The 19,818-nt window shown below is 33.3% G+C and carries 20 protein-coding genes; 11 read left to right on the top strand and 9 right to left on the bottom strand.

What is annotated here, in order from left to right; translation table 11 throughout:
• Nucleotides 1-379 precede the first annotated feature (379 nt).
• The gene (locus J7J00_RS18850; RefSeq protein ID WP_309487208.1) at nucleotides 380-760 is read right to left on the bottom strand and encodes a helix-turn-helix domain-containing protein; all 381 of its coding nucleotides are present in this window, start codon (nucleotides 758-760) and stop codon (nucleotides 380-382) included.
• A gap of 396 nt (nucleotides 761-1,156) precedes the next feature.
• Here J7J00_RS18850 and J7J00_RS18845 point away from each other — a divergent pair, with 396 nt between their 5' ends.
• A complete protein-coding gene (locus tag J7J00_RS18845; RefSeq protein ID WP_214793428.1) occupies nucleotides 1,157-3,175 on the top strand; it encodes a CDP-glycerol glycerophosphotransferase family protein in 2,019 nt (672 codons plus the stop codon).
• 204 nt (nucleotides 3,176-3,379) lie between these two features.
• Here the strand turns inward: J7J00_RS18845 and J7J00_RS18840 are convergent, their stop codons facing one another.
• The gene (locus tag J7J00_RS18840; RefSeq protein WP_214793426.1) at nucleotides 3,380-3,571 is read right to left on the bottom strand and encodes a hypothetical protein; all 192 of its coding nucleotides are present in this window, start codon (nucleotides 3,569-3,571) and stop codon (nucleotides 3,380-3,382) included.
• A gap of 206 nt (nucleotides 3,572-3,777) precedes the next feature.
• Nucleotides 3,778-4,956 (bottom strand): MFS transporter, encoded by a 1,179-nt coding sequence (locus J7J00_RS18835; RefSeq protein WP_214793424.1) that lies wholly within the window; start codon nucleotides 4,954-4,956, stop codon nucleotides 3,778-3,780.
• Between the two features lie 447 nt (nucleotides 4,957-5,403).
• Here J7J00_RS18835 and J7J00_RS18830 point away from each other — a divergent pair, with 447 nt between their 5' ends.
• Entirely contained in the window at nucleotides 5,404-5,634 is a 231-nt protein-coding gene (locus tag J7J00_RS18830; RefSeq protein ID WP_214793422.1) for a hypothetical protein, read from the top strand.
• 211 nt (nucleotides 5,635-5,845) lie between these two features.
• Here the strand turns inward: J7J00_RS18830 and J7J00_RS18825 are convergent, their stop codons facing one another.
• The 5 genes from J7J00_RS18825 to J7J00_RS18805 all read right to left on the bottom strand — a co-directional run bounded on the left by J7J00_RS18825 (nucleotide 5,846) and on the right by J7J00_RS18805 (nucleotide 8,393).
• Entirely contained in the window at nucleotides 5,846-6,016 is a 171-nt protein-coding gene (locus J7J00_RS18825; RefSeq protein WP_214793420.1) for a hypothetical protein, read from the bottom strand.
• Between the two features lie 259 nt (nucleotides 6,017-6,275).
• Entirely contained in the window at nucleotides 6,276-6,656 is a 381-nt protein-coding gene (locus tag J7J00_RS18820) for a helix-turn-helix domain-containing protein (protein ID WP_309487207.1), read from the bottom strand.
• A 194-nt stretch (nucleotides 6,657-6,850) separates the two neighbouring features.
• Nucleotides 6,851-6,958, bottom strand: coding sequence for a VOC family protein (locus tag J7J00_RS18815; RefSeq protein WP_214793416.1), 108 nt, complete (start codon nucleotides 6,956-6,958; stop codon nucleotides 6,851-6,853).
• Nucleotides 6,959-7,085: 127 nt separating this feature from the next.
• Nucleotides 7,086-7,277, bottom strand: coding sequence for a hypothetical protein (locus J7J00_RS18810; RefSeq protein ID WP_214793414.1), 192 nt, complete (start codon nucleotides 7,275-7,277; stop codon nucleotides 7,086-7,088).
• 567 nt (nucleotides 7,278-7,844) lie between these two features.
• Nucleotides 7,845-8,393 carry an acyltransferase gene (locus tag J7J00_RS18805; protein ID WP_309487204.1) on the bottom strand — a complete coding sequence of 183 codons (549 nt, stop codon included), beginning with the start codon at nucleotides 8,391-8,393 and terminating at the stop codon, nucleotides 7,845-7,847.
• 1,903 nt (nucleotides 8,394-10,296) lie between these two features.
• Between J7J00_RS18805 and J7J00_RS18800 the strand changes: the two genes are divergently transcribed.
• From J7J00_RS18800 to J7J00_RS18790, 3 genes are all read left to right on the top strand, one after another.
• Complete coding sequence (locus J7J00_RS18800) at nucleotides 10,297-11,379, top strand: acyltransferase family protein (RefSeq protein WP_214793410.1); 1,083 nt, start codon at nucleotides 10,297-10,299, stop codon at nucleotides 11,377-11,379.
• Between the two features lie 1,232 nt (nucleotides 11,380-12,611).
• Entirely contained in the window at nucleotides 12,612-12,842 is a 231-nt protein-coding gene (locus tag J7J00_RS18795) for a hypothetical protein (protein ID WP_214793408.1), read from the top strand.
• 303 nt (nucleotides 12,843-13,145) lie between these two features.
• Nucleotides 13,146-13,994, top strand: coding sequence for an SGNH/GDSL hydrolase family protein (locus J7J00_RS18790; protein WP_214793406.1), 849 nt, complete (start codon nucleotides 13,146-13,148; stop codon nucleotides 13,992-13,994).
• Between the two features lie 216 nt (nucleotides 13,995-14,210).
• Here J7J00_RS18790 and J7J00_RS18785 read toward each other — a convergent pair whose 3' ends face one another.
• Complete coding sequence (locus J7J00_RS18785) at nucleotides 14,211-14,522, bottom strand: helix-turn-helix domain-containing protein (protein ID WP_214793404.1); 312 nt, start codon at nucleotides 14,520-14,522, stop codon at nucleotides 14,211-14,213.
• Between the two features lie 512 nt (nucleotides 14,523-15,034).
• Between J7J00_RS18785 and J7J00_RS18780 the strand changes: the two genes are divergently transcribed.
• From J7J00_RS18780 to J7J00_RS18755, 6 genes are all read left to right on the top strand, one after another.
• Nucleotides 15,035-15,715 (top strand): YveK family protein, encoded by a 681-nt coding sequence (locus tag J7J00_RS18780; protein ID WP_214793402.1) that lies wholly within the window; start codon nucleotides 15,035-15,037, stop codon nucleotides 15,713-15,715.
• A 38-nt stretch (nucleotides 15,716-15,753) separates the two neighbouring features.
• Nucleotides 15,754-16,431, top strand: coding sequence for a CpsD/CapB family tyrosine-protein kinase (locus J7J00_RS18775; protein ID WP_286201458.1), 678 nt, complete (start codon nucleotides 15,754-15,756; stop codon nucleotides 16,429-16,431).
• 140 nt (nucleotides 16,432-16,571) lie between these two features.
• Complete coding sequence (locus J7J00_RS18770) at nucleotides 16,572-17,336, top strand: tyrosine-protein phosphatase (protein ID WP_214793398.1); 765 nt, start codon at nucleotides 16,572-16,574, stop codon at nucleotides 17,334-17,336.
• Nucleotides 17,337-17,471: 135 nt separating this feature from the next.
• Nucleotides 17,472-17,624: a hypothetical protein gene (locus J7J00_RS18765; protein WP_214793395.1), complete on the top strand. Its 153-nt coding sequence runs from the start codon at nucleotides 17,472-17,474 to the stop codon at nucleotides 17,622-17,624.
• Between the two features lie 156 nt (nucleotides 17,625-17,780).
• Nucleotides 17,781-18,356, top strand: coding sequence for a sugar transferase (locus J7J00_RS18760; protein WP_396020587.1), 576 nt, complete (start codon nucleotides 17,781-17,783; stop codon nucleotides 18,354-18,356).
• Between the two features lie 199 nt (nucleotides 18,357-18,555).
• Nucleotides 18,556-19,668 (top strand): glycosyltransferase family 4 protein, encoded by a 1,113-nt coding sequence (locus J7J00_RS18755; protein ID WP_214793388.1) that lies wholly within the window; start codon nucleotides 18,556-18,558, stop codon nucleotides 19,666-19,668.
• The last annotated feature ends 150 nt before the right edge of the window (nucleotides 19,669-19,818 follow it).

Genomic DNA, 19,818 nt, shown 5'->3' with positions numbered 1-19,818 from the left:
CCCAATACTCAAATTGGGGGCTGTTCTTTTCAATCTCTATTTCCATACATCAATTCCGTGCTTCGGCTGTAGAGTTCAATGATATTGCCGAACGGATCTTCACATTAAAAACTACCCACCACTTATCGACCTTACGGTTTGATTGAAGTGGGGAATTCCTAAGAACATTAGCGTATCGTCCATTTCTTAATTAGGCTACTCCCGTAGTTCCTACGCCTTGCTGATAGCTTCAACAGACCAAACAGAAATCAATAAATCAGATCTTATCGAAATTGCTATCCTCATTTTAAAATACAAATAAGGTGCTGCCATTACGTAGCACCTCAGCTTTTTTTAAAATTTTTATTAGCTATACAATTTCCAATGACCTCTTCTTGTTTTATTTTTTCTTTGATTGTAACCAGTCTAAAAAGTCATCCCTGAAAACCCTCTTGGACCTTTTTAAACGAATTAAAGGAAAATCAGGACTTCCCATGTATTCATCAGCAGTTCTTTCACTAACATTTAAATAATCTGCCAAATGCTCTACAGTTAATAATTCTGGTAGTTGTGATATCTCATTCGTTTCGTTCGTTATTATTTCTTCCTTCTTTTCATGATTTACGTAATTTATATGGCCTTCTCCAATGCATACTGCTACTTTCTTAGAACACTTGGGACACGTCAGTGTATCAACTCTATCTTCCATAACTGAAAAACGAGCTACTACGCCAAACAGTGTTGAACAACTTTCACATAAATAAGTATATACACCTTCCACTTTCAAATTTATCACTCCTTTGACTTATCATTTGTTACACTAACAAAATCTATAATTAGCTGATATGTATAGGTTTAAGCGCTTTTCACAAATCATTCTTCTATTATTGTGCTACCCCTAAGGTTACTCCTCCATAGTTAAAGCCCTTCTCACTGCAAACACAGCTTTGTTTTTTTTGCTATTTCGGATGTTTCCTCTATTATGGCTACAATACCCTACGACTATTAGGATGAACCGACAAAAGATAAAAGTTTTTTAAATTATAATTACATTGAAGTGTTTTACTAGTATAATATCATAGGTATATTGTCTGTTTTTCAAAATATAGGGTGTGACAAAGGTACCTGCAAAATATGTCGTAGGGTTACAAGTTCCGGAAAACATGGGGGGAAAGAATTGAAACAAGAAACAGTTTATGGTCGTCTTGAAAATGGAAATCCTGTTTTATTGGATGGCTATTGCCTTTTCAATGGCACAAAGAGTATTAGTAAAAAAAGGAAATTAAATATAAAGTATTTCGTGTATAGTCAAGAAACGAACAATACGGTTACTCTCTCAGAATATGAACCAATGACAATCTTACAAACAATCACTTTAACGAAAGGTTATGTTAATAAAGAGGGGAAATTTGAGAATGAAAGAATCATTTTCTTCGTAGATACAAACTGCAAACTTTCCTTCGTGAAAACACATCAAAAAAATCTTCAGATAGACAAAACGCTGGATAAAATAGAGAAAAGCCCGTTTTTCAAAAATTTAGTATTCCTTTTATTCTTTCGCTTCCTATTTGTTGGGGTCATGCGTTTCAGAAATTATTCGTTCAAAGAAGCATATTTATCGTTCGGTTACGATAAAAGCATAAATTTTAAAGTGCATTTTCTCTTTCCAGTCAAAATAAGAGAGAAATTTGCATTGAAGACAGGAAAGATATCCGTACTCATTCATACTTACTGGACTTTCGTGCCAATGAAAGAAATTTATCAACATTATGTAAATACTAGCGAGATAAATACGCCTATTTTTATCCAACTCAGTCACGCTGATCATAATTATTGGTATAATTTTAAGTCAGACTCTAAGCACAAATACGATAAAAATCATTATCTGTACAACACCCGTTCCTATCGTTTGGGGCAGATGAATAGTGAACTTTTTATTCGGAAGTCTATCACAGGTCAATACGTTATCGTATTGACAAGTATCATGAGCAAAAGCATTATCATAAAAGAAAGATTTGCTTATCTGATTAGCCTTTTTTCACAAAACAAAAAAAAATACGACATCTATTTTGAAAAGTTCAGTGCAGGGGCTTCGGAATCAGCCTTTGAACTGTTTAAATATGCATTCAAGATGGGGGATTCCTGCGTTTATATCTTAGAAAAAGGCCACCCCGAATACAAAAATCTTAAGCAACATTACGGCAGGGCCCTTGTTGGGAAAAATAGTTTTCTTGCCTTCTATCACATCTTTTTAGCTAGAAGTTTTCAATCTTCCGATCTTGTGGGACATATACAACGAAGATTGTACGATAACGATTACTTAATTAAGAATAAGGTACTTTCAACTGATAAAAAAATAATGTTGCAGCATGGACCATGTATGGCGACCAATATTTTTGAACGTGGTTACTTTAACCGTAAAGTGCCGATTGCACCGGATTACATGCTCGTAAATTCTAATTTCGAGAAAAACTTATTCCTTAATAATACAGGTTATACGGAAAAAGAACTGATGGTAACAGGGCTGCCTAATATTGATTTATATGTCAAGGAACAACAATGTGAAAAAAATCAAATTACATTTATGCTTACATGGCGACCATGGGATCTAACAGGAAGCATTGAAGTTGGAAGCTATTTAGACCGGTATTTTTCATTCTTAGAATTGATTCGAAAAGAGAAGTTCTACAAAGATAAAAAAATTAATGTCATACTCCATCCTAAATCAAGAATCATACTTCAAGAACAGTTCCCAGATATATATGATAAATACGAAGAATCGTTTTATATAGGGGACATAAAGGATGCTCTATTGAACAGTAAAGTTGTCATATCCGATTATTCTTCTATTACTTTTTATGCGTTTGCAGGCGGAAGTAATGTTATCTTCTATTGGGAAGACAAAGCTTTGGCAGAAGTGGAATATGGCGCGCCTAACATTCTCCAGAAAGAGATTGCTTTTGGCGGCATAGTAGAGACATTCAAGGATTTGCACTTCGAAATAGTTAACAGTTACAATAACCCACAATCTCCTTTCTATACTTCACAGTTTTCAAAATTAATGGAGTGCACAAGTGGTCACAATACTGAAAATACCTATGACTACATTCAAAACATAATTTTCGAAAGTGAACATAACCCTTTAGAGGAAGAGAGTGCATTTACTATTCCTGAAAAGCAATCTTCTGCTTCTTGATTGTTCTGAATGAAACGTCAATCTGAGACAAAGAGGGTATAAGGCCACCAATTGGTGGTCTTTTGAATGTGTGATAATTTACATCATACATTCAAATTAGAGAAAAATACCTTTGTTAGGGGCAAACGGCACCGTTTTGGACAAAAAAAAGAAGCAATAGCCAATATTGCTTCTTTTTTACATATATCGACCTCATGAAATTCTTTAAATCTCACCCTCTTCAAGCCTCCTATTATACTCAACTTTACTAATTAATCCCTTTGCACTACAGGTAAGACAATCTGTATAAATATCGTAAGCACCTGTACCTGCACAAACATGGCATTTAACATGAGTTTCCGGTATATCCTTATGCATGAATGAAAAAGCTTTTCCAATATACTGCAGAATAATCATTACCAAAACTCCTTTTTTTTCTATCATACAACGAAAAAGAGAGAAGGAAACTGGGAATACAATAACATTACTTAAAACAAATAAAACCATAACATACTTTACATAGGGTTAAAAAATGCGCTGATGCAAATGCATAAACTGTTCTGCAAAATCACTTCTGTTTTCAGAAAAAAAGAACATCCCTAAAGATGTCCTTTAATATGTAATTACTTCATTTTTCTTAAAATCCATAGGTAAGCCAATATTGAAATCCCTACAGAGACTGCTGCCATTATGTAAATGCTTATATACCCAAACAGATAGCCGATTTGTCCGAAGAGGATGGCCCCGAAACCGATTCCAAGATCAAAGAAGGAATAGAAAGTAGCATTGGCCATGCCTTTTCGATTCCGGGCAGCGTGTTCAAGAGACCACGCTTGAAGAGCCGGTTGGACAGCACCGAATCCAATGCCATAAAAAATAGCTGCCAAATACAGAATCATGTTACTTGGCATCCAGGCTAGCAATAGCATCGCGACTACGATAAAAAGAGTGGACGGAATGAAGACAGCTTGATGTCCTTTTTGATCATAGATTTTTCCAGCAAACATACGTGTGAAAATAAGCGCTAAAGCGTAAAGAAAAAAGTATCCTTGAATACCTGTCAGACCTTTTTCGATTGTATAAAGCGGTAAGAAGGTAGCAGTCCCGCCAAAAGTCACCGTAATGAAAAAAACAAGAACGGACGGAGCAACAGCGCTTTTTTCATAAATGTCAAACGTATTAGTTTTTACTGGGACAGAAGCATGATCTACTTTTTTATACGTAATTGTTGAAGCCATGATCCAAGCTGCCAGGCTTAATACACCGCAAAATAAAAACAAATGTTGCAAGGTAAAAACATCCGCTAAGAACAGCCCGAATGAAGGACCAAAAGCCATCGCCAAATTACCCGATAAAGTGAAGTATCCCATTCCCTCACCTCGACGCCTTGCTGGGATAAGATCAGAGGCAATCGTACCTGATGCCGTGGTCGTATATCCCCAGCCAATCCCTTGTACAATCCTTATGGCGCATAGAAGGAAAATACTCATCATAAATCCAAACGAACCAATCGCTACAGCCAAAAGGGCTAGACCGAACAAGAAAACAAAACGTCTACCTTTTGTTTCCAAGGCCTGTCCAGCAAAAGGGCGGACAATCAGGGCAGAAAATAAAAACATGCCAGCAACTAACCCAATATACCGTTCATTTCCGCCAAGCTCCTTTACAAAAAGCGGAAGGGTAGGCGTAGTCATCTGAAAGGATAAAAAAACAAAAAAGTTAGCCAAGAAAATCATAATAAAATCACGCGACCAGATTTTATTAACAACCGAAAGTTCTTCTTTTAACAAAGGTACACCCATAACAGCCATTCTCCTTAATTGATAGTAATTATCATTCTCATTTTACTAAAGTTATAGAGAACAATCTATACAAATTAAGTGATCACTATAAATCTAAGTAATATTGACTAATAGTTAGCCCGTTTTAATTTATTCAGAAACAAAAATTCGAAATGGAGGTCACTTTATATTCAGGACTTAACACACAGGGTCTTATAGCGGATTTTCCATTAAACCATGTTCCTGCCTATACAGAACCTTTCTGTAGAGTGGAATTAATTTGAGTGAAACAACCGTGCAGTTCCAATGGAAATTAGTTAATCGACAAGGTAATTATGGTAAAACTGTCGGATATTTGGGGGAGTTGTTAAGAAATCATGTCATTATTATGAAATTTTAATTAAGGAGCTTTTATTTACCATTTATAAGGAATATTATTTGGGAAATGAGAGATTAAAGGAGTTAATTATGGGTAGATTTACAGAGAATGTAATGGAGAGGGTAGAAGATTCTCTACATAGTAGGAAGAAACCTATGGTTGTTAAACTAAATTCCGAACAACTTGATGATTTTATACAAAAATTTCCGGATGACGGAGAGTTTTTTGGTTTAAGCTATCACATTCATGATGATAAGACGATCACTTTTAACTATAATTCAGATGGTAGACTTCTAGAAGTATTGAATTTGGTTAAGTGATTGGTACTTTGGAGTATCCAGCAGAAATGCTGGATTTTTTTTAACTTAAATAATTTTAATGAGATTTAGTGCGTATCAAAGTCGAATGATGTAGATAAAACAGCATCTGTGAAACCGACAGTAATTGGAGGCAGTACAAACGACAAAAGTAAATGACAAAATGGAATAATCGCGGCTTTTACTCCAGAAACTCAAAAAGCTCAATCCCCACTTAATTATCCGACATTAAATGAGCATTTCGCATCTTTTTAGCATGATTATCAAGAAGATCATCGTCGTATTTGTTTTTTCTCATCACCCAAACGTAAAGGACGCGCCAATAACCTGAATCCCAACACCTGTATTTTGGTACAGCCAATCCAACATGAGTTATTGCTGTCATATGTATCCCCCTCTGATAATAAAATACCCTTTAAAGGTGGGGGCCAAACGGCACCGTTTAGGGGCAAAAAAAGAAGCAATACCTAATGGTGTAAACATGTAAGTAGGTGAGGAAAATGAATTTAATGTTTAAAGCAGGCGGTAAAGGAATAACGAAATTTCTATCTCCGTTTAATAGAAAAATACAAATAAGGTGCTGCCATTTCGTAGCACCTCAGCTTATTTGAAAATTTCAATTAGCCATACTATTTCCAAACGACTTATTCTTTCTTTGATTTTAACCAGTCTAAAAAGTCATCCCTGAAAACCCTCTTGGACCTTTTTAAACGAATTAAGGGAAAATCGGGAGTTCCCATGTATTCATCAGCAGTTCTTTCACTAACATTTAAATAATCTGCCAAATGCTCTACAGTTAATAATTCAGGTAGTTGTGATACCTCATTCGTTTCGTTCGTTATTATTTCTTCCCTTTTTTCATGATTTATGTAATTTATATGACCTTCTCCCACGCATACTGCTACTTTCTTAGAACACTTGGGACAAGTAAGTGTATCAACTCTATCTTCCATAACTGAAAAACGAGCTACTACGCCAAACAGTGTTGAACAACTTTCACATAAATAAGTATATACACCTTCCACTTTCAAATTTATCACTCCTTTGACTTATCATTTGTTACATTAACAAAATATATAAGTAGCCAATTTGAAATGTGATAGGCTTAAGCACTTTTCACTAATTACGTTTCTATTTTATTTTAGGGTCTGTTAACAAGTGTTGTTGATTTTCTTGATGAACTCTCTCAGTTAATTAAGTCCTTCTTATGAATGCTCGCTTACTCGCAGGATTTCACCAATAACCTGAATCCCAACACCTGCTCATACCGCTTAATCGCAGCATCCAAATCAGGTGCAGCCAATCCAATATGAGTAATAGCTGTCATATGTATCCTCCCTGATAATAAAATACCCTTAAAAGATGGAGGACAAACGGTACCATTTTAGAACACAAAAAAGAAGCAATAGCCAATACTGCTTCTTTGATTACATATATCGACCTCACGAAATTCTTTAAATTTCACCTTCTTCAAGCCTCCTATTATACTCAACTTTACTTATTAATTCTTTTGCATTACAGGTAAGACAATCTGTATAAATATCGTAAGCACCTGTACCTGCACAAACATGGCATTTAACATGAGTTTCCGGTATATCCTTATGCATGAATGAAAAAGCTTTTCCAATATACTGCAGAATAATCATTCCCAAAACTCCTTTTTTTTCTATCATACAACGAAAAAGAGAGAAGGAAACAGGGAATACAATAACATTACTTAAAACAAATAAAACCATTACATACTTTACATAGAATCAAAAAAACTTTACCTGATACGATTTATGGCCTAGTTTATTAGGATGTAAGTAGGGGTACAGTACTTTCTCTTCATTGTATAAAAAAAGCCGCCCACGTGGAACGACCTAACTTCCTTAATCTATCAGGAAGTTTACGAATTATGTAAATTAGCCAGATTAAATTTATGGTAAGTTGTTTTTCTTTGAATTCACATTTTATTTTATTTTTTAGCAATCCTTAAATAGGATTTCATAGTAGCGTATATTAAATGTATGCCATAACTTTTTCATGTGTCTTCCCCAAAATTGTTCCCTACAAATATTATGCTGTACTATTTATATCAACATCTATATCAGCTACGATAAACCAAACAATTCATTAAGGGGAGAGGGGGGAGCTATGTTTCTTTTTTTAATCATCCTTTTTCCCGAAAATCAAAAAGTAAACCCTAAAATGCCACTTCGTGACAACGCCTTTTATTCTACATACCCTATTTTATCTTTCAATGCCTCATTCATTTTTTGTTTGTTTCCTTCAGAGATTCCACCCCCAATAGTCCATCCTTTAGCTGGATAAACCGGGGCGTCTTTCATTTTAATTTTCTGTCGATTGATGTAATTCTTTGTTGTGTCAACCACACTTGCTGGACTTCCCACCGCAACAGAATTATCAGGAATATCTCTACTGACTACGCTTCCTGCACCTATTATAACATTCTTACCTATAGTAACACCGGGAAGAATAATACTTCCGGCGCCGACAAATGTTTTTTCGCCAATTATCACTCGTCCTATTTTGGTATATCCTAAGTGCATTTTTGTACTCGCGTCATGGGCTAAAACTTGAACTCTTGGTGCAAATGTAACATTATCACCAATAGAAATTAACCAACAATGTGAGTAATCAATTAAACATCCGTCTTGCTTATTAAAATTTTTACCCACTTTAAGCCCTGCTTTTACTAATTCCTCCGTTGGAACTTCCCCTCTTAGTTTAAACTTTAATAAAGATTTAACCTTTGACATCATAAATACTCACCCTTTTCATAGTTCTAAAAATAAAATACCATAAAAGAGAATTTAGTGATAGATAGGACGAAGCTTATATCAATTTAAACTGTAATGTGGTATTTGTTTCAACAACCACAGTTATTGGTGCTAAAGTTCCTGTATATCGTGGCGTGCCTCCCTTGATACTACTGAAAAAGCGACGGAGATTGGAGAAAAAACAACATTACCTCGCGTGGTTGCAGATAGTTTGAGAGAGGTATCAAAAAAGCATGATGACTACAGGCCGATTGAGTGAATATTCCCCAGGCTCTATACAATACGATCGGTGATGAGGTAGCAGATGTTTCGCCTAAAATACAAGCAACAATCAATTTTTTATCAACTGGAGTTATAATAGTTCCGGCTGGAAACTACAAGTTACTCTCCTCTATTGTTAAGAAACCAGACGTAAATATTAAACGGAGTAAAGGAGTTAAATTAATTCATTAAGGATATTGATGTTTAAATGAAGCCTAACTCAAAGTTTCAGGGTGGAAGTAATAATGTGAATAATGTTGTCAATTTTTCTAAAGGTGCTATTTTACTTGATGGGATGACTATAAAACCATCGACCAACTATATTTAGTTTAAGAAGTTAACTTAATCGGTAAATATTCCAATCCTTCCGGAACAGCAATTCGTATGTATGTAGATAAGAAATAATAAATATATCTCTTATGTACATATTAGTAATATTAAAATAAGTAGTTTTGATAAAACTGCTCATCTTATAAAACAATAAGTAATTCACAGGTTATAATCTAGATTACAGAAAAATCATTTTCCAATTTGTTAGATACGGGATTTATTTATATGGCTATGGAGATTACGGAGAAGTTGGAGGTAACACTTTCGCAGGTCTACAATGGCAAAGTCTTGCCTTAGCTCAAAGGAATATTATACAAAAGGAGCAAGTTTTAATCAATTTCAAGGTTTATGCTAGGATCCACGACTTATGACATCATCAGCAATTGCTATAGAAATGAACGACCGGTCTAGGGAAAACTTAGTAACTATATCAAGAATATGAATAAAGGGAGAAACAACAAAATTTCAATCTCCTTATAGTTATTACACCCTAGCTAAAAACATTTCAAGACCTAGTATAGCTAATGGAGGAGATATGATTGGGGATCAAGACGATGCTTTGGTTTACGGTGATAAAAGAGGGTAACCTTTAACTCAAAAAGCAGGAGCTATTAACACAGGAGGCTCATTGAGCAATCTCTTAAATATGAAAAGTGATGCTTCATGTACGTGGGCTGACGGAGGAAGAGGAAACCCTATTGTTCTAGAGATTACCACTTTTTCTAATCATTATATTTTTTAAAACAATAGGTATTGCAAATATGTTTAACAAAATTGCAATACCTAAAAAACTAATGTATAGATTATAATAACCCATAGGTAACATTCTATCAGTCATTTAATAATTACGGGAACTATATAAACAGTGACCCTAAAATAAAAATGACTGTGCCACAAACTAAATTTAGCCTTTTACGGAACAAATGCCCTGAATGGAAATATACGAATTAACCGGGGCGAACTCTTCTGGAGCAATAGGTAAAGCATAGGTATATCTTATTGGCGGCATTTTCTATGGTGATATAGATATGAATTAAAAAAAATAAAATAGTAATTCATTTCAATTAATTAACACACCAAGTACTAATGCACTGAATAATTCTCTGATTTTAGAAAGGGTGTATAAAAAGTTTAAGGATAATGCGGAAGTTTTTAAAACGGTGACCTTAGCTTAATAAAAGTCAAATATCTATTTCTACATTTTTTATCTGCCTTTTTTTTAAAAAACTAATTACCCGAAATTAGGTGTTATTTGTTATAATTTGTTAAGATTCAATAATGGGAGGAAATCATGTTAATTAATGAGTTATTTTATTTAAGAGCTATTGCTTGTTCGGCTGTAGTTTTATTACACACTATTTCAAGTTCAATGAGATTTTTTAATTTGAGTATAGAAACAGAACTAATTTTAAATTCTATCCAATTGCTTTTATTGTTTGGGACACCAACTTTTGTAGTTATTTCTGAGTTAGTGCTCTCATATTCATATCCAGATAAGCTACCAACTAACTTTTTTAAAAAAAGAATAAATTTTATACTAATACCTTTTATTGTAATGGGGATATTTTACGCATGGTTTGATATGTGGCACTCTTCTGATGTGCAAAGTCTTAAGGTATTCTTATTAAATTCAATATCTAATGTATTTCTGGGATCTTACCACGGGTACTTTGTCTTAATAATATTCCAGTTCTATATTCTTCACATCGTTTTTCAAAAGTATATAGTAGATAGATTTTCAGTAAGGTTTGTTATTGGATGCTCTTTGGTGATTAATTTTGTCTATTTAGCAATTTTTAATGGAACACGAATGCCTGATACGAGTATTTTATTTTATTTTTGGGAAGATAAATACAAATTACCATTTTTGGGGTGGATATTTTATTTCTCAGTTGCTTTTTATTGCGGTAAAAATTTCAATTTGATGAAAAGTAAAATTAATAAACACATTGGGAAGTTAACTGTTTTTGTCTTTTTGTGCGGCTCTTTTTTGTTGTTTAATTATCACTTCATAGGATTCAGAAGCATTAATTCCAAAAGAGTTGATATGGTATTCTACACGCTTGCTGTTATCTGCATATCAGTGTATATAGTATCCAAAATTAAAAAAATACCTCCATTTATAATGTTATTAAGTAGATATTCATTTGGGATTTATCTACTGCATCCATTTATTCTGTCATTAATTGAAAGGTACGGGGTTTTTCCTGAAAGTAACTTATCGTTTTATATTGTAATGAGCTTTATATTATCTTTAACAGGATCAATAGTAATTGTACACCTATTAAATAAAATCCCAGTGGGTAAATACATTATTGGGAATGTTAAAAGCTCAAAAGAAATATTCAAGAAAACTAATAAACAAGCAGCTTAATAGCATCATAGTTGGAACAATCTGTGTGGCGAGGAAATTTCTCTCTTGTTTATTAAGGAAGAGAGGGAAAGGGGTTATAGTTTATGGAATTATGGCCTAAATAACAAATTGCAGCGCTGGCACTTTCCTAGAAGGATGGAATTGTGGACCCTTTGAAAAAGATTTTTTGTTACACACTAGATTTTCACATCGTTTACATGGCTGTTTTGATTGAAGATTAGACATATTATCAAATCCTTTATTAGTTGTCGGAGATTGCTCCGCAAGAATATCTCAACCAATTAAGGTTATTAGTCAACAAGAATTTTATTGTCCATAAATCTAAGTCGTTCCAAAAGGGCGGCTTTTTATGATTCCTTTCCACAACGCTTTGCAGAGATATGATCGGAGGCAATCGTACCTGATGCGGTGGTCGTATATCCCCAGCTAATCCCTTGAACAACCCTCATTGAAACCAGAAGTTCTTCTTTACAAAGGTACACCCATAATAGAAATTTGAAATAAATGATCACTATGAATCTAGTAATATTGTCTAATAGTTAGTCCGTATAATTAATAACAAAACAAAAAACTAGGAATTTGGTTACTTTATATTCAGAATTCACAAAAAAAATTTGTGAATATTTATAAAGGTGTTATATTTATGTAAATAAATAAGAAAATAGACTGATGAAGAGAAGAGGGGTTAATTTAGGTTATGGATATTAGCTCTATATCTTACCTTATATGAAGGTGCTAAGAGGTACAATAAGTATAGCCATGGCGAAGTTCTCTGTTTCGGTAGTGATTTGACCATTATTGGCACGCCAGATCATTTAAATGGTCTCTTTGAAAATGAGAAAACGGAATTTTGGAAAAAGTGGCTGAACTAAATGAATTGTTGAAATTGGAATCTATTTGACTTGAACGTTTTAGTGACCAGGAAATACTCAGGGATCTTATAAAGGATTATTATTGAATTGCCATTAGTTCATGTTCCTGCCTATACAGATTCCTTATGAAGATTCGAGTAACCTTTGCATAACAAGGAAACAAACGTAAGTTGTAAAATATTGTCTTTATCGTGTAGCCCTACTGGTAGCATATTCTTCTTGGAATGTATGGTAATATTCTGTCGGATATTCGGAAGAGCTGTTAATTGTTCGTATCATGTAAAATTTTTTGTTAAGGACTTTTTAATTACCATTTAAAAGTATATTAAATGGGGAAATGAGACGTTAAAGGAGTTAATTATGGAGAGATTTACAGAAGCTGTAGGGGAAAAAGAAGAAGATTCTCTAAATAGTAGGAAGAAACCGATGGTTGTTAAACTAAATTCTGAACAACTAGATGATATTATCCAAAAGTTTCTAAATACCGGGAAGTTTTTTGGTTTAACCTATCACATTCATGATGATAAGACGGTCACTTTTAACTATAATTCGGGTGGTAGAGTTCTAGAAGTGTTGAATTTGGTTAAGTGAATGGCAAATAGTTACCTTTGAAACCCAGCAGAAAGTGCTGGCTTTTTTTGAGCAAAAATGTAGGAATAAATAGTTCCGGTGATTCTCAAAGTGAGTTGTCGGAATTATTTGGTAAAATCATCCTTTATTTCTGATATTATGATAGGTATAATTAATAATAGAAAAAAATAGAAATATAAAATCAAAAGCCCGTAAATAATAATAGAGGTTAGATAATAGAGCTTGTTAAGAGTTATATTTTGTTGACTCTGTTTATTAAGGATCCATTGTCAGTTCAATAACATTAAAAATTTGGAGGTAAAGATGAAGAAATATGGTTTAGTATTTATGGCAGGGATTTGCTTAGCAGTTTTGGTTTTTGGCCATCTTCATTGGAAAAATATGAGTCAGGCAGCGGGTATAGAGGGTGAAAAAGCTGAAGAAAGAATAAAAGAAAAGGAAAAAGAAGAAAGGGAAGCTTTGATTCAAAGTTTAAAACCAGAAAATAATAAACAGCAGTCATTAATAGATTACCTACAGTATAAGTCGCTTACACAAGACAAGGTTATTGTATCCTTAGTGGGAAGTAATGGTACTTCAGGAACCGGCGCAAGTAATACTTCTAATAGTTGGGCAGGACGCTTAGAGAAGAGTATACGTTCTGAAAGGGATGATTTAGAATCAATAGGTTTTTTCAATCACGGCCATGAGGGCTATTCAACAAAGGATTTGTTAGAAGGTGAAAAAATTGATGAGGTCATTCATGATAATCCGGATCTGGTTATTTTTGAAGATTCCCTGATTAACAATCATTATCAATCTATTAGTTTGGAACAGACTGAAAAAGATTTAATAAACATAATGTTAAAATTACAAAAAGAGCTACCGAATGCAAAGATTTTAATTATTTCACCGAATCCAGTTGCCAATAGTAAAACAGAGAATAACTTAGAGCTAAATTATTTGGATTATATTAAAGCTTCTGAAAGAGTTCTTAATAAAAATAAATGGACTTATATTGATAGCATTGAAGGGATTGAAAAAAAACTAAAAGAAGAGAATATCAGATTGGCAGATATATTAACAAATGATAATGTCCATCCCAATGATCAAGGGCATTACATATGGTTCGAGGTTTTGTACGAATTTTTTATGGGGAAAGTAGTGTCATAAATATGATTGTATCGCCATTAAAGAAATCAGAAATACAAATTATGGAGTATAAGCTAATAGCTGGTGTGCTTCCATTAGTAGACAAAATGAATTTGGAGAAAAGTGATAATAATCACTTTTCCCTCTCTGGAATTAGTTTGAATGACGAATTCAAAGTGGGCTTATCTATGTTAATTAATGAAACAAATAGGGGGATGTTATCATTAATCCTCATGTTTAAAGAGCAGTACATTTCCTTTCTTCGATAAATTCCCGCATTTCCTCTTTCGATATTCCTGAACCCATAATATCCTTCATGATTTCCTTCCACTCATCATCTATGCTGTGGTCTACTTGTTCGTACAGGAGGGCATCAACAGTGATACAAAGGATACTTGCTATTTTTTCTAAAACTAAAATAGTAGGGTTTGTTTGAAGGTTTCTTTCCAGTGAACTTATATAAGATTTTGCTACTCCGGATTTTGTTGAGAGTTCACTAATTGACATCTTTTTTTCTTCTCTAAGCATTTTAACACGGTAACCTATCATATCTACCACACCTATCTATTTGATATTTATTATTGATATTTAAAATTAAAAATAATATTTTAATAGCTTCTAAACTTTATTGTTAAACTATTACTTTAAGTTTACACAGCTTTTCTCCATTTTTTAACGGTAAATAGGCACTAAAAAACTTGACTCGATCTTATGCATAAACCTATTTTCTTGTTTCTATAGGCATTTAGTTGGGTCTTTCTTTTGAAAATTGTTACTAATATCATTAGTTCATTATCAAAGCTGGATGTAGTGTTTACTAGTATTTACTGAGAGCCAGTCTAAAAACCCATTCTTTGAATGGGTTTTTAGGCTGGTTTTTAAGTGAAATCGTAATGCAGATATTTGTAGATATTTCCTTTGTATTTACTTATAAAATTATCTAGCCATTAGAAAAGTATTATTCAATGTAAATTTCATGTGAATTCACTTAAAAAAACATAAATATAGGAAATATTATGGTATAATGCAATAGGTCATTTTTAATATTTTAGGAGGATAATATGGAAGAAACTATTAGTATTAAAGATATTTTTCAAACATTAAAGAAACGTTGGAAGTTAATAACGCTCCTGACATTAATCGCCGCGTTGATTAGTGGTGCAATATCTTATTTTTTACTAACACCTGTTTACGAATCATCCACACAGATTTTAGTTAATCAGAAACAATCGAAGAACCAACTGGATTTAAATCAAATACAATCTAATATTGACATGATCAATACATACAGTGTGATCATAAAAAGCCCTGCTATATTAGAGAAGGTCATTGAGGATCTTGAACTAGAACAAAGTATGGATCAACTTAGTCAAAAAATTACGATTAACAGCCAAGAAAATTCTCAAGTCTTCTCTTTAACGGTTCAAGATAGTAATCCATCGAAGGCAGTCGAAATTGCAAACGCAGTGTCTGGAACGTTCCAAAAGGAAATCAAAGATATCATGAATGTCGACAATGTTAGCATACTTGCGAAGGCAGAAGTAAAGGGAAATCCTACTCCTGTAAAACCATCTCCATTATTAAATATCGCTATCGCGGTAGTCGTTGGGTTGATGGCTGGAATAGGCTTGGCATTCCTACTAGAGTACATGGATAATTCGATTAGAGACGAGAGGGATATTGAGGCGCTCCTTGACTTGCCATTACTTGGATCTATCCAAAAGATATCGCAACATAAATGAAGAACCATTCAGTAACATTAAGAAAGGAAGTGGGATTTTTGAGAAGTAAAGATGAAAAACAAGTGAATTTAATTGCGCAGACTAATCCTAAATCGCCAATATCTGAACAATATCGATTAATTAGGACAAACATACAATTCTCTTCGGTGGATAAAGAAATCAAAACCATTGTGATTACTTCCGCGGAGCCTAATGATGGAAAAACAACTACAGCAGCCAACCTAGCGATTGTGCTGGCACAAGAAGAGAAAAAAGTATTACTTGTGGATGCGGACTTAAGGAAACCATCCATTCATTATGCATTTAACCTTAGTAATATACATGGACTTACTAGCGTATTGACAAAGAAAATGGACTTAAGAAAAACTATCTTGAATTCAAATGTTTCAAATTTAGACATTTTAACTAGTGGACCGATACCACCTAATCCTTCAGAGTTATTAAATTCTAAAGCTATAGAAACAGCTATAAATGAACTAAAAGGTATCTATGATTATATCATTTTTGATACACCTCCAGTTCTTGTAGTTACTGATTCTCAAATTGTAGCTAATAAATGTGATGGCGTGATCATGGTAGTGGCGAGTGGCAAGACAAACAAACAAAGTGCAGTAAAAGCAAAGGAGCTTTTAGTGAAAGCTAATACATCCTTGCTTGGAGTCGTTTTGAATGGAGTTGAAACGGAGAACAACAATTATTATTACTATCAATCTTAGATCAAATAAAACAATTTTCGACAAAATAACACCCTGTTTAATGGTGGTTTTATATGCTACTATTAATCGGGGTAATAATTCCTATTTTTTATATAATGGGTCTTTTTTCCTATTTGTTTTACAAAGGAAGTGTATAAAATTTGATCGACATACATTGTCACATTCTCCCAGGGGTTGATGATGGATCCGCGGACATGAAGGAAAGTTTGAATATGGCAAGAAAAGCTGTAGAAGCAGGAATCACCCATTTATTTGCCACACCACATCACTTAAATGAGAGATATGTAAATGTGAAGGATAACATTATTGATCATGTATTTGAGTTAAATGAGTGCTTACAACAAGAAGATATTCCTCTAACTATCCATCCAGGGCAAGAAATAAGAATTCATCGGGAATTATTTGTATCACTTGAAAAGGGAGAAGTACTAACGCTTGATAATAGAGGTAAGTACTTATTGTTAGAACTTCCTTCTGGATATGTCCCCACTTACACACAAGAAGTGGTCTATGAACTGTTGTTAAAAGGGATAACCCCGATTGTGGTACATCCTGAGAGAAATCGGGAATTGATAGAGAATCATAATCTATTATTTGAAATGGTTCAGGAGGGTGCCTTAACTCAACTTACTTCTAGTAGTATTATCGGTCTCTTTGGGAAAAATATTAAGTCTTTTTCAAAAAAAATTATAGAACATAATTTGGCTCATTTTATTGCATCTGATGCCCACAACATAGGATCTAGGGGTTTTTCCCTTGAAGAGGCATATTTTACGATCACAAAAACATATGGAGTCGATCGTACACTTTATTTCAAAGAAAATGCTGAATTACTAATACAGGGGCATAGTCCCTCCGGTGAAAAACTACTACCGTTCAAAAAAAAGTTCTTGGGAATCTTTTAGAATAATATTCTTTCAGGAAACGCTTTCATCATTATAATATAACGTTCGATTAAGTGTAAAGTTTTGTAGGGGTCTTTAGAAAAAATGATGGATTAGGTGAAGATGGGAAATTATGTGTTGAGGGGTTAGAAAAGTTTGATTAGATTTGATGATTATCCAAAATCCATAAAGAAAGCTATACGTTACATAAAACAAGATGCTCCTTTAGCCCAATTAAACAATTTAGAGACAATCCTCTTGAAATCTATTAAGAAAAGAAAAGAATTAATACAAGGGAATAAAGATTAGATAAAATCTTTATACTTTTATCATAAAAGAGTAAATTAATATCAAAGATTAATGGGGGAGAATTAATTGCAAAGTAAACGTGACGATGACTTTTTTCATGAGTATGCAGCATCTCTGTCGGAAAAGCAAAGATTTATTTCTTTAGAAAAAGATAATTTGTATTTTTATTTCAAACGAATTATGGATATTTTACTTTCACTCGTGGGGTTAATTATTACTTTTCCAATTGTATTAATTTTTTCAATTCTAATAAAAGTCGAAACACCTGGACATGTTTTTTTCTTGCAAGAGCGAGTGGGATTAAATGGTAGGTATTTCAAAGTGATTAAGCTTCGTTCAATGGGTATTGATGCTGAAAAGAATGGGGCTCAGTGGGCCCAAAAGAATGATCCGAGAGTAACAAAAATTGGTGCGTTTATCAGGAAAACTCGAATAGATGAAATACCACAGTTGTGGAATGTTTTGGTTGGTGATATGAGTTTAGTAGGACCAAGGCCTGAAAGACCAATGTTTACTGCGCAATTTAATGAGGAGATACCAGGTTTTATTGAGAGGATTAAGGTTAAACCTGGAATAACTGGTTGGGCTCAAGTTAATGGTGGGTATGATATCACACCAAGAGAGAAATTTATATTAGATAGCTATTATATTAAAAATATGAGTGTTTTATTAGATTTTAAGGTCCTGTTAAAAACAATATTGGTATGTTTAACTGGTAGTGGTGCAAGATAAAGAGATATTATTTGCATTATATTTAATGTGGAGGTTAGTGTTTCTAATAGTGTTTACTTTATTGCTTACATATTGCAACATAGATGATTTTTTCTGAAATTATGAAGTTAATATTAAATAACATACTTTAGAAACAAAGATCAACAAGTTATTACTATTAATGTTGATAATCGGGAATTTTAGAAAGTGGTGTTTTTTAATGAAGGTTATGGTTTTGTCAAGTTATGCCCCTACACTATTCTTTTTTAGAGAGGATATGATGGCTGCAATGATAATGAATGGTCACGAGGTCATTGCAGCGGCTCCAGAGTCAGAAAAAGAGTGGGAAAACAAATTTAAAAAGCGTAACATTAAATATGTTTCTATTAAAGGGATTGAAAGAACCGGATCTAACCCTGTTAAAGATATTATCGGATTTATTTCTATACTTAAAACAATTTTTAAGGAAAAACCCGATAAAGTAATTGCTTATCAAGCTAAAACCATTGCTTATGGTTGTATAGCTGCGAACATTTTAAGAGTAAAAGGGATATATGCAATAATGGGGGGACTTGGGTCTATTATTCGTAATAATAGTAGAAAAAGCCTTGCAAGAGATATTTTGAAAACTGAATATAAAGTTGCATTTAGTTTCTGTGATAATGTTTTTTTTCAAAATAAAGATGATTGTAATGAGGCAATAAATAATAATCTTATAAAAAATGAAAAAATTGTTATGATTAATGGGTCAGGCGTTAACTTAAAAAAGTTTACTGAAAAACAAATAACGAAAGACCCAATATTCTTGTTTGTAGGTAGACTCTTAAAAGATAAAGGTATAAATGAATATATTCAAGCAGCAGAAATCGTAAAAGAAAAATATCCAAACGCTAGAATACAGATATTAGGGAGTTTTGATACTAATCCTACAGCAATAAAAGAAGATGATATATATAAATATGTAAAAAAAGGTATTATAGAGTATTTAGGCTCTACTGATGATGTAAGACCTTTCTTGGAAACTTGCCGTTTTTTTGTTTTGCCGTCCTATCATGAAGGAACTTCAAAAAGTATGCTAGAAGCTATGGCTACAGGAAGACCAATTTTAACTACAGATGCTCCAGGTTGTAGAGAAACGGTAATAGATGGTATTAATGGGCTTCTAGTACCAGTAGCTAACGTAGATAAATTGGCAGAAAAAATGATTTGGTTGATCGAAAATACAGAAGAAGCGGAGAGAATGGGACAAGAAGGTCTCAGAATTTGCAAAGAAAAATATGATGTGCAAAAAGTTAATGAAATAATTTTAAAAACTATGAATTTAAAAGCCTGACTCTATATGAAGAAAATACTCTAAAATTTTTTCGCTTAGTTTAAGAATTTGTAGTCACATGGGATTCTAGGTTAAAAAAGTCTGTGAATATTTAAACATAGATTAAGATTTTAAAAAGTTAATAAAAATTTAAGTGGGATTGTTATCCCC

Origin of the sequence: Bacillus sp. ISL-4, assembly GCF_018613275.1 — a bacterium.
Classification (GTDB): domain Bacteria; phylum Bacillota; class Bacilli; order Bacillales; family DSM-1321; genus Peribacillus; species Peribacillus simplex_E.
Note: the sequence above shows the minus strand (reverse complement) of the source record. Positions and strands in the feature narration are given on the sequence as shown.

What these genes read in the sequence shown, in the direction of transcription:
- J7J00_RS18840 (WP_214793426.1), bottom strand. Translation starts at nt 3,571, where the DNA reads ATGATTATTCTGCAGTATATTGGAAAAGCTTTTTCATTCATGCATAAG.
- J7J00_RS18835 (WP_214793424.1), bottom strand. Translation starts at nt 4,956, where the DNA reads ATGGGTGTACCTTTGTTAAAAGAAGAACTTTCGGTTGTTAATAAAATC.
- J7J00_RS18830 (WP_214793422.1), top strand. Translation starts at nt 5,404, where the DNA reads ATGGGTAGATTTACAGAGAATGTAATGGAGAGGGTAGAAGATTCTCTA.
- J7J00_RS18825 (WP_214793420.1), bottom strand. Translation starts at nt 6,016, where the DNA reads ATGACAGCAATAACTCATGTTGGATTGGCTGTACCAAAATACAGGTGT.
- J7J00_RS18815 (WP_214793416.1), bottom strand. Translation starts at nt 6,958, where the DNA reads ATGACAGCTATTACTCATATTGGATTGGCTGCACCTGATTTGGATGCT.
- J7J00_RS18810 (WP_214793414.1), bottom strand. Translation starts at nt 7,277, where the DNA reads ATGATTATTCTGCAGTATATTGGAAAAGCTTTTTCATTCATGCATAAG.
- J7J00_RS18805 (WP_309487204.1), bottom strand. Translation starts at nt 8,393, where the DNA reads ATGTCAAAGGTTAAATCTTTATTAAAGTTTAAACTAAGAGGGGAAGTT.
- J7J00_RS18800 (WP_214793410.1), top strand. Translation starts at nt 10,297, where the DNA reads ATGTTAATTAATGAGTTATTTTATTTAAGAGCTATTGCTTGTTCGGCT.
- J7J00_RS18795 (WP_214793408.1), top strand. Translation starts at nt 12,612, where the DNA reads ATGGAGAGATTTACAGAAGCTGTAGGGGAAAAAGAAGAAGATTCTCTA.
- J7J00_RS18790 (WP_214793406.1), top strand. Translation starts at nt 13,146, where the DNA reads ATGAAGAAATATGGTTTAGTATTTATGGCAGGGATTTGCTTAGCAGTT.
- J7J00_RS18785 (WP_214793404.1), bottom strand. Translation starts at nt 14,522, where the DNA reads ATGATAGGTTACCGTGTTAAAATGCTTAGAGAAGAAAAAAAGATGTCA.
- J7J00_RS18780 (WP_214793402.1), top strand. Translation starts at nt 15,035, where the DNA reads ATGGAAGAAACTATTAGTATTAAAGATATTTTTCAAACATTAAAGAAA.
- J7J00_RS18755 (WP_214793388.1), top strand. Translation starts at nt 18,556, where the DNA reads ATGAAGGTTATGGTTTTGTCAAGTTATGCCCCTACACTATTCTTTTTT.